At 72.1% G+C, this 14,869-nt stretch carries 13 protein-coding genes; 5 read left to right on the forward strand and 8 right to left on the reverse strand.

The genetic code is table 11. From position 1 onward, the window contains the following. Positions 1-115 precede the first annotated feature (115 nt). Together AC3DE3_RS08215 and AC3DE3_RS08220 are read left to right on the forward strand one after the other, a co-directional pair. Positions 116-496, forward strand: coding sequence for a YciI family protein (locus AC3DE3_RS08215; protein WP_260486790.1), 381 nt, complete (start codon positions 116-118; stop codon positions 494-496). After that, a complete protein-coding gene (locus tag AC3DE3_RS08220; protein ID WP_488369667.1) occupies positions 481-1,710 on the forward strand; it encodes an RNA polymerase sigma factor in 1,230 nt (409 codons plus the stop codon). The genes AC3DE3_RS08215 and AC3DE3_RS08220 overlap by 16 nt, the downstream gene beginning before the upstream one ends. Before the next feature lie 38 nt (positions 1,711-1,748). Here AC3DE3_RS08220 and AC3DE3_RS08225 read toward each other — a convergent pair whose 3' ends face one another. Both AC3DE3_RS08225 and AC3DE3_RS08230 read right to left on the reverse strand, forming a co-directional pair. Then, a complete protein-coding gene (locus AC3DE3_RS08225) occupies positions 1,749-3,569 on the reverse strand; it encodes an FAD-binding dehydrogenase (protein WP_488369668.1) in 1,821 nt (606 codons plus the stop codon). Positions 3,570-3,589: 20 nt separating this feature from the next. Next, on the reverse strand, positions 3,590-4,345 hold the full coding sequence (locus tag AC3DE3_RS08230) for an AAA family ATPase (protein ID WP_488369669.1): 756 nt from the start codon (positions 4,343-4,345) through the stop codon (positions 3,590-3,592). 37 nt (positions 4,346-4,382) lie between these two features. Between AC3DE3_RS08230 and AC3DE3_RS08235 the strand changes: the two genes are divergently transcribed. From AC3DE3_RS08235 to AC3DE3_RS08245, 3 genes are read left to right on the forward strand one after another with little or no spacing between them, the layout of a single operon-like run. Beyond that, positions 4,383-5,159, forward strand: a complete 777-nt coding sequence (locus AC3DE3_RS08235; RefSeq protein ID WP_488369670.1) for an MBL fold metallo-hydrolase — start codon at positions 4,383-4,385, stop codon at positions 5,157-5,159. Continuing rightward, the gene (locus AC3DE3_RS08240) at positions 5,160-6,053 is read left to right on the forward strand and encodes a Sir2 family NAD-dependent protein deacetylase (RefSeq protein ID WP_488369671.1); all 894 of its coding nucleotides are present in this window, start codon (positions 5,160-5,162) and stop codon (positions 6,051-6,053) included. 23 nt (positions 6,054-6,076) lie between these two features. Next, complete coding sequence (locus AC3DE3_RS08245) at positions 6,077-6,700, forward strand: carbonic anhydrase (RefSeq protein ID WP_132062032.1); 624 nt, start codon at positions 6,077-6,079, stop codon at positions 6,698-6,700. Between the two features lie 40 nt (positions 6,701-6,740). Here AC3DE3_RS08245 and proB read toward each other — a convergent pair whose 3' ends face one another. From proB to ndk, 6 genes are all read right to left on the reverse strand, one after another. Then, a complete protein-coding gene (gene proB / locus AC3DE3_RS08250) occupies positions 6,741-7,856 on the reverse strand; it encodes a glutamate 5-kinase (RefSeq protein WP_488369672.1) in 1,116 nt (371 codons plus the stop codon). Further along, positions 7,853-9,313 (reverse strand): GTPase ObgE, encoded by a 1,461-nt coding sequence (gene obgE, locus AC3DE3_RS08255; protein WP_488369673.1) that lies wholly within the window; start codon positions 9,311-9,313, stop codon positions 7,853-7,855. Before obgE ends, proB begins: the two co-directional genes overlap by 4 nt. 131 nt (positions 9,314-9,444) lie before the next feature. Further along, on the reverse strand, positions 9,445-9,708 hold the full coding sequence (gene rpmA / locus AC3DE3_RS08260) for a 50S ribosomal protein L27 (protein ID WP_007626965.1): 264 nt from the start codon (positions 9,706-9,708) through the stop codon (positions 9,445-9,447). Between the two features lie 69 nt (positions 9,709-9,777). Continuing rightward, complete coding sequence (gene rplU / locus AC3DE3_RS08265; protein ID WP_067719729.1) at positions 9,778-10,083, reverse strand: 50S ribosomal protein L21; 306 nt, start codon at positions 10,081-10,083, stop codon at positions 9,778-9,780. Positions 10,084-10,325: 242 nt separating this feature from the next. Next, positions 10,326-14,081: an Rne/Rng family ribonuclease gene (locus tag AC3DE3_RS08270; RefSeq protein ID WP_488369675.1), complete on the reverse strand. Its 3,756-nt coding sequence runs from the start codon at positions 14,079-14,081 to the stop codon at positions 10,326-10,328. A gap of 328 nt (positions 14,082-14,409) precedes the next feature. Beyond that, on the reverse strand, positions 14,410-14,820 hold the full coding sequence (ndk, locus tag AC3DE3_RS08275; RefSeq protein ID WP_260486800.1) for a nucleoside-diphosphate kinase: 411 nt from the start codon (positions 14,818-14,820) through the stop codon (positions 14,410-14,412). Between the last annotated feature and the right edge of the window lie 49 nt (positions 14,821-14,869).

Consider the following 14,869-nt stretch of genomic DNA (forward strand, 5'->3'; position numbering starts at 1 on the left):
AATCGATCCCCGCTTCGTCATACAAGACCGACAGATGATGTCGATTCGGGCGCCGGTGGGACGTCATTACTCGAACCGGTCGGCACGCGGCCGGATCTCGAGGAAGGATCAGACGATGCGCTATGCACTGATGTTCCACGCGCCCGAACCCGACAGTGATGGTCCGCAGCCCACGGATGAGCAGATCGCGGAGATGCAGCAGCTCATGACGGACTACGTCTCCGCTCTGCACGCGGCGGGAGTGCTCGTCTCCGCCGAGATGCTGCAGCCGTCCACGGCCGCGACCACCGTGTCCCGACGCAGTGGTGGGACCGTCATCGAGGACGGCCCGTTCGCCGAGGCGAAGGAGGCGCTGGCAGGGGTCTTCATCTTGGATGTGCCGGGCCCCGACGCCGCGCTGGCGTGGGCTGAAAAGTTCCCGGGCGCGACATACGGGGTCGTCGAGGTGCGGCCGGTGGGTGTCTACGTCAGCGACGGCTCATGGATGACCGCCTGACCGGAAGGACGATCGAGGACGTCGTCCGCACCGCACGGCCGCGCCTCGTGGCTTTCCTCGCGGCGCCGGACGGCGACCTCGCCGGCGCCGAGGACGCCGTCTCAGACGCGGTCGAACGGGCGCTTCTGACCTGGCGCCGCGACGGTGTCCCCGACCGCCCCGAGGCGTGGCTCCTCACTGTGGCCCGCAATCGACGCCGCGACGGCTGGAGGGCTTCCTGGCGCCTCGATCCATTCCCTGGAGACCACCCCTCGCCGGGCGCCGCGGCGGTCGACCGCAGTGCTCTCGAGATTCCCGACCGGCGGCTCGCGCTGATGGCGGTGGCCGCCCATCCCGCCATCCACCCCGCGGCCAGGACGCCGCTCATGCTCAACACCGTCCTCGGCTTGACGGCCCAGCAGATCGGCGCGGTGATGCTCGTCCCCCGGGTGACGATGGCGGCCCGGCTCACCCGGGCGAAGAAGCGGATCCGCCAGAGCGACATCGCCTTCGAGGTGCCCGGTGTGGACGAGTTGCCGGCCCGGCTCACATCGATCCGCGACGCCGTCTACGGCGCGTACTCAGTCGAATGGGAGTTCTCGGCGTCCGAGCCACGATCAGACCTCGCCGGGGAGGCGTTGTTCCTCGCCGAACTGCTCGCTGAGCTCGTCCCCGCCGACGCGGAATCGCACGGGCTCGCCGCCCTGCTCTGTCTCTCGGCCGCCCGCTCGGGCGCACGTCGGGACGAGCGCGGCGAGTTGGTCCCGCTCGCCGAGCAGGACACCGGCCGATGGGACGACCCGCTTCTCGAGCGGGGACGCGAACACCTGCGCCGGGCCGGGACGGCTGAGTCCCCCGGCCCGTACAGATTGCAGGCGGCCGTTCAGGCCGTGCACTGCGCCCGGCGGGACACCGGGGTCACCGAATGGGACTCGATCCGGCGCCTCCTCAGCGCCCCCCGGCGACTCGCCCCGACCGTCGGCGGGTCGGTGGCCCTGGCCGTCGCGACCGCCGAGTGCGACGGCCCCAACGCCGGGCTGTCCGTGCTCGACGAGATCGGGCCCCGGGCGGAGCGGTTCCAACCGGCGCTCGCCGCCCGCGCCCGGCTGCTCGCGGACGCCGGCAGGGTCGACAGTTCGCTGGTCGCCTACGACCGCGCGCTCGCGCTCACGACCGAACCTGCCGAGCGCCGGTTCCTCGAGCGCGCCCGCGAAGCCGCCCGGCGTACCTCCTGACACTCACTCGCCCTTTCCGCGAGGATTCAGTAAACGTCTCAGACCTCGCGGGCCATCGCGCGGCCGGCCTTCATTCCGGAGAAGATGCAGCCACCGAGGAAGGTGCCCTCGAGCGAGTTGTACCCGTGCACGCCGCCCCCTCCGAACCCGGCCGCCTCGCCCGCCGCGTACAGCCCCGGGAAGACCTCGCCGCCGGGGGTCAGGCACTGGGAGTCGAGGTTCGTCTCGATGCCGCCGAGCGTCTTGCGGGTCATGAGGTGAACCTTCACGCCGATGAGCGGGCCTCCCGACCCGGCCGCCGAGCCCTTGCCCTGTCCCGAGTGCTCGAGCAGCCGGTGTGGCTTGGCCATCCGGGTGAGCTTGTCGGTGAGGACACGCCGCGCGTTGTGGATGGCCTGCACCTGGGCGTCCTTGGCGAACGGGTTGTCCATCTGCCCGTCCATGGCCAGCACGATCCCGCGGACCTTCTCGACGTCCAGTTCGGGCTCGCCCTCGCGGAGCGTGCCGTTCAGCCCGGCGACGAGCTCCTCGATCGTGTCGGCCACAACCCAGTCGACGCCCTTCTCCGTGAACTCGGAGATCGACGGTGGCAGACCGCTGCCCGCCTTGGAGGCGAACTTCTTGATGCTCTTGTCCGTGAGCTCTGGATTCTGTTCGGAGCCCGAGAGGATGAACTCCTTGCCGGCGATGGCGGAGTCGAGGATGAACCAGGAGTAGTCCCGGCCGGTGCGGCGGATGGCCTCGATGGACGCGGTGGTGTGGAACCCCGGGAACAGCGGCACCGGCATCCGGTCGCCGTTCGCGTCCAACCACAGGGTGGACGGCCCCGGGATGATGCGGATCGCGTGCGAGGGCCACACGGGCGCGTAGTGGGCGACACCCTCGGTGTAGTGCCACATCCTGTCCCGGTTGATGAGATTCGCCCCGGCCACCGCGGAGATCTCCAGCATCCGGCCGTCCACGTGCTCCGGCACCCCCACGATCAGGTGCTCGGGCGCGGCTCCGAGCCGGTCGGTGGGCCAGTACTCGCGGACCAGGTCGGGGTTGCCGCCGATGCCGCCGGACGAGAGCAGCACCGCCCCGGCGCGGAACTCGAACTCCCCGGTCTCCTCGCGTGGGGATGCCACACCCCGGTCGTGGTCGCACGGGGTGAGGGTGGCGCCGCGTACGCCCACGGCCCGGCCGTCCTCCACGACGATCTCGTCCACCCGGTGACGTACGGCGAACCGGACGAGCCCGGAGCGGGCCGCATCGAGGACGGGCTCCTCGAAGACCCGCACCACCTCGGGCCCGGTCCCCCACGTCACGTGGAAGCGCGGAACCGAGTTGCCGTGGCCGGCCACGTCGCCGCCGCCGCGCTCGGCCCAGCCGACGGTGGGGACGATCCGCAGTCCCAGGTCATGCAGGTACCGACGCTTCTCCCCGGCCGCGAACTCGACGTAGGCCCGCGCCCACTTCTGCGGCCAGTGGTCCTCGGGGCGGTCGAACCCCGCGGAGCCGAGCCAGTCCCGCCAGGCGAGTTCGAGCGAGTCGGAGATCCCGATCCGTCGTTGCTCGGGGGTGTCGACGAGGAAGAGACCGCCGAGCGACCAATAGGCCTGACCGCCGAGGTTCTTCTCGTTCTCCTGGTCCACCACGAGCACCTTCTTGCCGGCGCGGCTGGCCTCGTAGGTGGCGACGAGTCCGGAGAGTCCGTGCCCCACGACGATCACGTCCGGGGTGAAGCCCTGTTCGGGCGCCGGCAGCGGGCCGGTGTTGGCGGCGCGGGAGGTCGACGGCGGCTGCCAGGCCGGGTAGACGGGGTGTACCGGCCGGGCCTCGCCGGTGGTGCGCTGGGAACGGGACGCGGAACTGGTCATGGGGTCAGTGTGCCCGGTCACTACAGCAGGTGGCGCAGATACCGTTCGGGCGCGTCGAGATAGCGCCGGTAGTGGTCGACCATCGCGAGATCCTCCCAGCGGGTCCGGTGCATCCCGGCGTCCGAGAGCTCGTACAGCGCGGCCCCGGGCACGGACGCCAGGATCGGCGAGTGGGTCGCCATGAGCACCTGCGCCCCACGCCGGTCGGCCAACTCGAGCAGCAGGGCGACCAGCCGGAGCTGGGCGTCGAAGGACAGGCCCGCCTCGGGCTCGTCCAGAACGAACAGTCCGCCGTCCGAGAACCGTGACGTGCTGACGAGGTCCCAGAACGCCTCGCCGTGGCTGCGAGAGTGGAAGTCCTGCTCCGGGCCGGAGGACTGCAGGTAGGTGAACATCCCGTGCATCGTCTCGGCACGCAGGAAGTACCCCCACTTCGAGGCGCCGCCGCCGCGCACCAGGGTGACCGACTCGTGCAGCGGGGACTCCGACTCCCAGGTGACGTCCCGGCCGTTGACCGACCCGCCCTCCGCGCCGAGCCCGTACGCCATCGCGACGGCTTCGACGATCGTCGACTTGCCGGTACCGTTCTCTCCCACGAGCACGGTGAGGTCGTCGAGCTCGAGCCCGTCGCGCAGTAGCTGGGCCACCGCCGGGATGGAGTACGGCCACCCCGCGTCCGACGACGCGGGCGGCGCCCCGGCCGCTGCCCCGCCCCCGCCGCGTTGCCGCTCGACGCGCACCACCGGCCTCGGATCGAGCACTCCACCTGCGGTCATGCCACGCACCCTACCGACGGTCGGTACCGTTTCTCCCATGCGGATCCACCAGTTCAACTGCGGCACGATGGGGGGCCTGGTCCCCACGCGCGTCCTGCTCGTGGAGACCCCGGACGCGCTCGTGCTGGTGGACTCCGGGATCGGGGTGCAGGACATCGCCGACCCAGCAGGCCGCCTCGGCGCGATGCGCCACGCGCTGCGCCCGGCACTGCGCACCGACGAGACCGCCGTCCGGCGGATCCAGGCGCTGGGTCTGGATCCCCGGGACGTTCGGCACATCGTCCTGACCCACATGGACGCCGACCACATCGGGGGGCTCGCGGATTTCCCGGAGGCGCAGGTGCACGTCGCAGCCCAGGCGCTGACGTGGGCGGTGCGCACGCCGCGGTTCGTCGAGCGCCGCCGCTACCGCCGCCCCCAGTGGTCGCACGGGCCGCGGTTCGTCGAGTACGCCTACGGGACCGACCGGTGGGAGGGCTTCCGGGCGCATCCCCTGGACAACGTCGCCGAGGGGATGATCCTGGTGGATCTGCCGGGCCACGCGATGGGGCACGCCGGGGTGTTGGTGCCCGGTGGCGGTGACGACGACGACGACAAGGACCTCCTCCACGCCGGGGACGCCTTCTACCACCGGGGGCAGATCAGTCCGAAAGGTCGGGTACCCCGGCCGATCCCCGTCCTGGAACGCGCCCTGGCCCTGGAACCCGGTGCCGTCTCCCTCACCCACGCCAGGCTCGCCGGGCTGGCCCGGCGCCGCCGGGACACCCTCGACGTGGTGTGCGCACACGACCCCTCGGGACCCGGGGGCCTCTAGATGGTCCGGATCCGCGAGACCGCCTGGACGCCGGCCGAACGCACGGAGGCGGACCCGGACCTGCCCGACCGGGCGGCGGCACTCGCCGAACTCCTGCGGGGGCGGCGGGCGGTGGTGCTCACCGGCGCCGGGATCTCGACCCCGTCGGGCATCCCCGACTATCGCGGGCCCGATTCGCCCGGCCGGACCCCGATGACCTTCCAACAGTTCGTCGGCGACCCCACGTTCCGCCGGCACTACTGGGCCCGCAACCATCTCGGCTGGCGGCACATGGAGGCGGCGCGTCCCAACACCGCGCACCTCCTGCTCGCCGACTGGGAGCGGCGTGGTCTGGTCACCGGGGTGATCACGCAGAACGTGGACCTGCTGCACCTCAAGGCGGGCAGCCGCCGCCTCGTGGACCTGCACGGCACCTACGCGGTGGTCACCTGCCTGGACTGCGGCCTGCGGCTGAGCAGGTGGGCGCTGCACGAGGAGCTCGAGCGCCTCAACCCGGGCTTCACCGAACGCGTGGCGTCCCGGGGCGCGATCGAGGTGGCCCCGGACGCGGATGCCGTCCTGGGCGACACCTCGGACTTCCGCATGGCCGACTGTCGGGCCTGCTCGGGAGTCCTCAAACCGGACATCGTCTACTTCGGCGAGAATGTCCCCGCCTCCCGTGTCCACGCGGCTAACGACCTCGTGGACTCCTCTGACGTCCTCGTCGTCGTCGGCTCCTCTCTCACCGTCCGCTCCGGATACCGGTTCGTGCGACGTGCGGTGACCACCGGCACGCCCGTCGCGGTGGTCAACCGCGGCCGCACCCGCGCGCACGGCGAGGCCACCCTGACGATCGACGGCGACTGCGTGGAGGTCCTCGAGCTGACAGAGGCGGCCCTGCCGCACCACGGGTGAGCGTCGAGGAGCAAAATAGGGCCATGCAGATCGCAAAGACACCGGAGACCGCACTGGCCCGACTACTCCGCGGCAACGCCCGCTACGTGGCCGGGGAGAACCTCAACGAGCACAAAGACCCCTCTCGGCGCACCGAGCTCGCCGGCCAGCAGAATCCGTTCGCGCAGGTCTTCGGCTGCGCCGACTCACGGGTGCCCGCCGAGGTCGTCTTCGACCAGGGGCTCGGCGACCTGTTCGTGATCCGCAACGCCGGCCACATCGTGGACTCGTCGGTGCTCGGGTCGATCGAGTTCGGGATCGAGGCCCTGAACATCCCGCTGACCCTCGTGCTGGGGCACACCTCGTGCGGCGCGGTGGGCGCCACGATCACCGCCATCGACACGCACTCCACCCCGTCCGGTTACCTGCGCGACGTGGTCGAGCGGATCTCGCCGGCAGTGTTCGAGGCGCGGCGCGACCCCGACGCCGGGTACGACGACGTGGTGGTCGAGAACGTCCGCCACACCGTCACCGCGATCCGGCAGAAGTCGGCTGCCGTCGACCGCGCGATCACCGAGGGCCGCACCGCGATCGTCGGCGCGATCTACAACCTCGAGGAGGGCACCGTCACCCCGGTCCACACCGAGGGGACCGTCACCGAGGGCTGAGCGCGGGCCGACCGGGCCCGGCGGTGGGCCGTGGCCGGTGTCAGACCGCCACGAGGTCGTCGGCGTGCACCAGTGGGCGACCCTGGCCGACGGCGCCGGTGCCCGCCTGGCGTTCCGCCAACCGCGCCCGGACCTCGATCGAGTCGTACTGGGCGATCCCGCGGGCGACCACCCGGCCGTCGACGTCGTGCATCTCGATGACGTCGCCGAAGTGGAACAGGCCGTCCACCCCCGTCACCCCGGCGAGCAGCAGTGATCGCCGCGAACCGGTCACCGCTCGGACCGCGCCGTCGTCCAGCAGGACCGCGCCGCGCGAGTCGGCGGCGTGGCGGACCCAGAAGCGCCGGGCGGTCATCCGCTCCGGCCGGGCCGCGAAGACGGTGCCCACGGCCGGGTCGGGAGCGAGGGCCTGCGGCGCGAGCTCGGCCGCGGTGAGCAGGACGGGGATACCCGCGTCGGCGGCCAGGCGGGCGGCGGCGAGCTTGGAGGCCATCCCGCCGGTCCCCAGTGCCCCGCCGGCGCCGGCGACCACGCCGTCGAGGTCGTCCTCCCCAGCGACCATCGTCACCGCGGTGGCGCCGCCCTTGCGCGGGTCCGAGTCGTACAGGGCGTCGACGTCCGAGAGCAGGATGAGGGCGTCGGCGCTGATGAGGTGCGCGACCAGGGCCGCGAGCCGGTCGTTGTCGCCGAACCGGATCTCGTTGGTCGCCACGGTGTCGTTCTCGTTGATCACCGGCACGGCGTGCAGGGTGCGGAGACGGTCGAGGGTCCGCTGGGCGTTGGCGGCGCTGTCGCGGCGGCCGATGTCACCGGCGGTGAGCAGCACCTGGCCCACCACCCGGTCGAAGCGGGCGAAGGAGTCGCCCCACGCGCGGGCCAGCTCGAGCTGACCGACACTGGCGGCGGCCTGCTTGGCGGACAGCGTCCCGGGCCGGGTGGTCATCCCCAGGGGCGCCATGCCGGCGCCGATCGCGCCGGAGGAGACCACGAACACGTCGGACCCGGCGGTCATGCGCGACTGGCAGACGTCGGCGAGGGCGTCGAGCTCCGCCCGCCGGATCCCGCCGTGGAAACTGGTGATGGCCGACGAGCCGATCTTGACCACCACGCGGCGGGCCGCGCCGATCCGACGTCGCAGCTCCCGCTCCGTGGTCACTCCAGGATCTCCTCGTCCGGGTCGATCAGACCGCGACGCACGCGCTTGCGGTACTTGCGCTCGGTGGCCCCGATCCGCTCGTCGGACTCGAGCCTGATGTCCGTGCCGCGGCCGGTCCGCATGAGGTCGACGCCCGCCGGGGTCTGCGGCTCCCACTCGAACGAGACGTCACCGATGGTGACGGTGCAACCCTCCGTGGCCCCGGCCTTGATGAGCGCCTCCTCGACGCCGATCCGGGCCAGGCGGTCGGCGAGGAAGCCGACGGCCTCGTCGTTGTCGAACTCCGTCTGACGGATCCACCGCTCGGGCTTGGCACCGGTGACGATGAACGCTCCGGGGTCGGCCGGGTCCGGGCGTACGCGGAACTCCTCCACGTCCACGGCCTTGGGGCGGATGACGATCCGCTCGGGCGCGGCCGGCGGGTTGGCCTTGCGGTGCGCCTTGATCAGCTCGTAGAGGCCGTACCGCAGCTCGTCCAGGCCCTTGTGGGCGACCGCGGAGATGGCGTAGACCGGCCACCCCTTGGCCTCGAAGTGTTCGCGCACCATCTCCGCCATGTCGGAGGCGTCGGGCACGTCGATCTTGTTGAGCACCACCACGCGGGGCCGGTCGGCCAGGTCACCGATCCCGGCGTCGGCGAGCTCGGACCGGTAGGCGGCGAGCTCGGCCTCCAGTGCGTCCACGTCGGAGATCGGGTCCCGGTCCGACTCGAGGTTCGCGCAGTCCACCACGTGCGCCAGGACGGCCGTGCGCTCGATGTGACGCAGGAAGTCCAGGCCCAGTCCGCGGCCCTCGCTCGCGCCGGGGATGAGGCCGGGAACGTCGGCGATGGTGAAGGTGTCGTCGCCCACCGAGACCACTCCGAGGTTCGGCGCGAGGGTCGTGAAGGGGTAGTCGGCGATCTTGGGCTTGGCCGCCGAGAGCACCGAGACGAGGGAGGACTTCCCGGCGGACGGGAAACCCACCAGTCCGACGTCGGCCATGGACTTGAGTTCGAGCGTGAGGTCGCGGACCTCGCCGGGCTCACCGAGCAGGGCGAACCCGGGGGCCTTGCGCGCCCGGGAGGCCAGCGCGGCGTTGCCCAGTCCACCCTTGCCGCCCTCGGCTGCGACGAAACGGGTGCCGACGCCGGTGAGGTCGGCGAGTACCTCGCCGTCCTCGTCCAGGACGACGGTGCCGGGCGGCACCGACAGTACGAGGTCGGCACCCTGGGCGCCGTTGCGGTTGGCGCCCATGCCGGGCTGGCCCCTGCCTGCGCGGGCGTGGGGCCGGAAGTGGAAGTCGAGCAGGGTGTGGACCTGGGGGTCAACGACGAGTACGACGTCGCCGCCGTGTCCCCCGTTGCCGCCGTCGGGGCCGCCGAGCGGCTTGAACTTCTCGCGGTGCACGGAGGTGCAGCCGCGGCCTCCGTCCCCGGCCGCGAGGTGGAGGACTACGCGGTCGATGAATCTCGACATGGTGGGGGCTCCTCCTGGTGACGGGCGATGACGGCGGGGTCGTACAAATGCTCTCGGGGGCCGGGTGTGGAGTCGTGATGACCCCGCCCGGCCCCCGAGGGCGAATCCTGAAAAGTGGTCGGCTGGGAGGCTCAGGCCTCGGCGCCGGCCGGCACGATGTTCACGGTCTTGCGACCGCGCTTGGTGCCGAACTCCACCGCACCGGCGGAGAGGGCGAACAGGGTGTCGTCGCCACCACGGCCGACGTTGACGCCCGGGTGGAACTTGGTGCCGCGCTGGCGCACCAGGATCTCACCGGCGTTGACCTCCTGGCCGCCGAAGCGCTTGACGCCGAGGCGCTGCGCGTTGGAGTCACGACCGTTACGGGTGCTGGATGCGCCCTTCTTACTTGCCATGTCCGAGTCCCTCCTTCAGGGAGCACGCCCGAGGGCGCTGAGCTGGTGGCCTGATCGGCCGGAGATGGATTACTTGATACCGGTGATCTTGACGACCGTCAGCTTCTGACGGTGGCCCTGACGCTTGTGGTACCCGGTCTTGTTCTTGAACTTGTGGATCCGGATCTTCGGTCCCTTGGTCTGCTCGACGATCTCGCCGGAGACGGTGACCTTGGCCAGGGCGTCGGCGTCGGAGGTGACGGCAGAACCGTCGACCACGAGGATCGGGGACAGCGACACGGAGGTTCCGGCCTCGCCCTCGATCTTCTCGACCTTGACGTGGTCCCCTTCGGCGACCTTGTACTGCTTGCCGCCGGTCTTGACGATCGCGTACATCGAGGGCTTCCCCTTGCTTCTCGGGTGTGCGGCCGCCTGGGGCGACCACACCTGGTGTGCGGTGTTCTCTCTTGCTCGCCGACTCGCATCGGTCGAGGGTCGCTGGCCCCGGGACCGCGTACGGTCCCGTTGCGCGACTCCTCGCGCCACGACATAGCGCCGCGACGAGCGACCTGTCAAGGTTACGGTCCGGCGGCACAGCAGGTCAAACCGACCGTGCCGCCGGCCCGCGGCCCGGCGCGTCAGTCGCCGGCGGGAGCCGTCGTCGACCTGGTGGCCCGCCGCCTCGCCGGGCGCTTGCGCGGCTCGGCGACCACGGCGGTCGGAGCCTCCGCCAGGGCTGCGGCCTCGACCTTCGCCACGGTTTCGCCCTGCGCGGCCTGCTGCGCGGTGTCGACCCCGGCGGCGCCGGCCTCACGGCGGGTGGACCGCCGACGGGGGCGACGACCGCCCGTGCCCGTGGACCCGGAGTCCGATCCCGCCGTACCCGGGGCCGCCGCGGCGACCTCGTCCACGACGGTCTCCGCCTCGGCCACCACCTCGGCCTCGGAGCGCGGGGTCTCGACCACCTCCGCCGCGGCGCGGTCCTCGGCGGCGGTCGTCGGCGCCGGCGCAGTGGTGGCAGGGCGCCTCGACGCCCGGCGACGTCGCGCGGGCCGCGACGTCCCTGCGGCGTCCGCGGAGTCGGCCACGGCCTTCTCCTGCGTCGCCTCTGCCCCGCGGTCGATGGCGGGCGCCGCAGTCTCGGCCACGTCCGTCTCCGCCGTCGTCACGGTCTCCGCCTTCGCCGGCGTCTCGGTCGCCGCGTCGACCACCGTCGTCACGGTCTCCGCCTTCGCCGCCGTCTCGGTCGCCGTCGTCTCGGACGTCGCGTCGCGGCCCCCGCGGTCGCCGCTGCCGCTGGCGGCGGCGGCCTCGTCGGTGTCCGTCTCGCCGTCGGAATCGGCGCTCCGGTGGGCGATCGCGAGCGCGGCCGGGTGCGCGGCCGGCGCCGGGCCGTCCTTGCGCGGGGCCTGCTTGGGCACGGACGCGTCGGACTCCCCCGCCCCCTTGCCGTTGCCGCCCTTGCGCCGCCCACGCCGTGCGCCGGGCTCGTCGGCGTTGTGCGACTCGGTGTGCAGCGGGTCGGCGTGCACGATCAGCCCACGGCCCTGGCAGTGCTCACACGGGGTCGAGAAGGCCTCGACCAGCCCGGTACCGAGCTTCTTGCGGGTGAGCTGCACGAGCCCCAGAGACGTGACCTCGGAGACCTGGTGACGGGTGCGGTCACGCCCCAGCGCCTCGGTGAGCCGCCTCAGGACCAGGTCGCGGTTGGACTCGAGCACCATGTCGATGAAGTCGATGATCACCATGCCGCCGACATCGCGGAGGCGCAGCTGCCGAACGATCTCCTCGGCGGCCTCGAGGTTGTTCTTGGTGACGGTCTCCTCGAGGTTGCCGCCGGAGCCGGTGTACTTGCCGGTGTTGACGTCGATGACGGTCATCGCCTCGGTGCGGTCGATCACCAGGGAGCCGCCGGACGGCAGCCACACCTTGCGGTCGAGCGCCTTGGCGAGCTGCTCGTCGACGCGGTGCGTGGCGAACACGTCCACGTCGGGGTTGTCGTGGCGTTCGAGCCGCTCGACCATCTCCGGCGCGACCCGGGAGACGTAGTCGTGGACCGTGTCCCAGGACGTCTCGCCCTGGATAACGAGCTTGGAGAAGTCCTCGTTGAACAGGTCGCGGACGACCTTCACCAGCAGGTCCGGCTCCTCGTACAGGGCCACGGGGGTGCCGGCTCCGGAGTCGGTGCGCTTGGCGGCCGCCTCGGAGATGTCGGACCACTGACCCGCGAGACGCTCGACGTCGCGGCCGATCTCCTCGGCGCTGACCCCCTCGGCGGCGGTGCGGATGATCACGCCGGACCCCTCGGGGACGACGTCCTTGAGGATCGCCTTGAGGCGACGACGCTCGGTGTCCGGCAGCTTGCGGGAGATGCCCGTGGAGTTGCCGTCCGGCACGTACACGAGGAAGCGCCCGGCCAGCGAGATCTGCGTCGACAGGCGGGCACCCTTCTGCCCGATGGGGTCCTTGGTGACCTGGACCAGGACCATGTCGCCGGACTTGAGCGCCTGCTCGATGCGCCGGGCCTTGCCCCCGAGCCCGGCGGCCTCCCAGTTCACCTCGCCGGCGTACAGGACGCCGTTGCGGCCGCGCCCGATGTCGACGAACGCCGCCTCCATGCTGGGCAGCACGTTCTGCACGCGGCCGAGGTAGACGTTGCCCACCATCGACCGGGCGGATTCGGTGGTGACGAAGTGCTCCACGAGCACCTTGTCCTCGAGGACACCGACCTGGGTCATGACGCCCTTGCCGTCGCCCCGCTGCTTCTCGCGCACGACCATGACGCGGTCCACGGCCTCGCGGCGGGCGAGGAACTCGGACTCGGACAGGATGGGCTGACGACGGCGTCCGGCCTCGCGACCGTCGCGACGCCGCTGACGCTTGGCCTCGAGGCGGGTGGAGCCGGTGATGCCCTGCACCTCGTCGGACGACGTGCTGGCGCCCTGTCCCCCGCGTCCGGACCGGCGACGCGCCTCGCGCTCGTGGACCTCGGTGTCGGCCGGGTCGTCGCCCGTGGTCTGGGTCTCGTCGGAGCCGGAACCCCCACTGCGACGACGACGACGGCGACGCCGCCTCGAACCCGACGGGGCGTTCCCGGAATCGTCCGAATCGTCACCGTCGGCGTCACCGGAGTCGGCCTGCCCGTCGGAGTCATCCGCCGTGCGGCCGTCGGTGTCGTCGGAGCCGTCGCGGCCGGTCCCACGGTCGTCGGAACCCGACTCGCGGGAGTCCCCGGAATCACCGGCGGACCCGGAGCGGGCGTCGGAGCGCTCCTCGTCGCGCCCGGAGGCGTCGTCGGAGGCATCTGCGCGCGAGTCGTCGTCGGCGGTACCGGTGTTCTCACCGTTCTGCTCGTCGCCGCCCTCGCCCCGCCCGCGACCACGTCCGCGGCGACCCCGCCGCCGCCGACGCGCCCCACCGTCACCGGAGTCCGACTGGTCGGACTGGTCGGGGCCGCGGCCCTCGTCGGAACCCTCGTCCTGCGTGTCCTGGTCGGCCTGCTCACCCTCGGGCGCGCGGGCAGCCCCGGCGGCCACCTCCGCGCGGGCCCGGTCCTGGCCCCGGCGGCCGCGCGGCTCGTCTCCCGAGCGGGATTCCGCCGGCGGCTGCGCAGGAGTGTCGTCGGGAGAGAGGAACAGGGGTGAGAACGTCGGGGTCGCGGTGGACCGGCGTCGCCGGTTGCCCGACTCCTCCGAACCCACCTCGCCGGTGACGATAGCGATCTCCGGCAGCGCCGGACGATTACGGCCTCCCGTGGTGCCACGCCCGGTTGCGGCCGAATCGTCCGAAGTCCCGCGGGCGGTCTTCCCGGCGGTCCTCGAGCCGGACTTCTCCGCTGCCCCGGAGGCGGACTTCTCGTCGGCCGTGGCCTTCTCCGCGGTCTTCTCCGCAGTGGTCTTGCGCGCCGGGCTCTTCCTGGCCGGCGCCTTCTTCGCGGGAAGGGCGTCGGTCGACGCGGCCTCGCCGGCGGGCGCCTCCGCGGATGCGCCCTCGGCGGGGGCCTTCCCGGCGGAGATCTTCTCTGCCGGGGCCTTCTCTGCGGGGGTCTTATCTGCGGGGGCCTTCTCCGCGGGGGTCTTGGCGGCCTTCTTGGCGGGAGCCTTCCGCACGGGGGCCTTCCGCACGGGGGCCTCGGCCGCCGGCGTCTGCACGTCGGAGCCTCCGGCCACGGCGGCATCCGTCGCCGTCCCGGCGTCCTGTCCCCGCGAGGTGAACCAGGTCAGCAGCACGTCGCGGGTCACCCCGGACTGGGCGCTCTTGATCTCCACGCCGATCCCGGCCATGGCGACCAGGAACTCCTTGCTGCTCATGCCCACGGCTCTCGCGGCCGCGTGCGCGCGCATCCTCTCGGGAAGCGCGGTGATGTCGTCGATGGTCAGGTTCGGATCCGACACGTGTCTCCTCCGGCCGGACTCCGGGCGCGATCACGTCACCGGTTATCGGTGACCCACGCCGCCGCACGGGGTCGGGCGTCTTCTCTGTCTGGGCCCCACCGGGGTGGGGCTACGTCTTGTGGTCCGCGGGACCGGGACGAACCGGGCCACGGGTGGCGGGCGCCCGTTCCGGGGCGGACTGGTGATCCACTCGCCAGGATGAGCTCCCGCCATTCTCCCACATCCGTCACCGAAACGTCGTCGCCCGGCGCCACCAATGCGAACGCGCCCGCCGGGCAGGGGCCGACGGGCGCGCGTGCAGCGCGATCGCTGCGGGACGAGTGGTGGTCTACAGGCCGGGGAACCAGAGCGCGATCTCCCGGGCCGCGGACTCCTCGGAGTCCGAGCCGTGGACGAGGTTGAACTGGGTCTCGAGGCCGAAGTCCCCGCGGATGGAACCGGGGGCGGCCTTCTCCACGGGGTCGGTCCCGCCGGCGAGCTGACGCCAGGCGGCGATGGCCCGCGGCCCCTCGAGGACGCCCGTGACGACCGGACCGGAGGTGATGAACTCGAGCAGGGAGCCGTAGAACGGACGCTCCGCGTGCTCGGCGTAGTGCTCGGCTGCGGTCTCCTGCGGCACCCGGCGCATGTCCATGGCGACGATCCTGAGGCCCTTGGCCTCGATGCGGGCGAGGATGGTGCCGGTCAGGCCGCGCTCGACGCCGTCGGGCTTGATGAGGAAGAAGGTTCTCTCGGTCACGACGGCGATCCTACAAGCCCGATGTCCACCCCGGTCGCGCGGAGCGTCG

It is taken from the genome of Dietzia sp. IBK-p2-16D, from assembly GCF_057773085.1.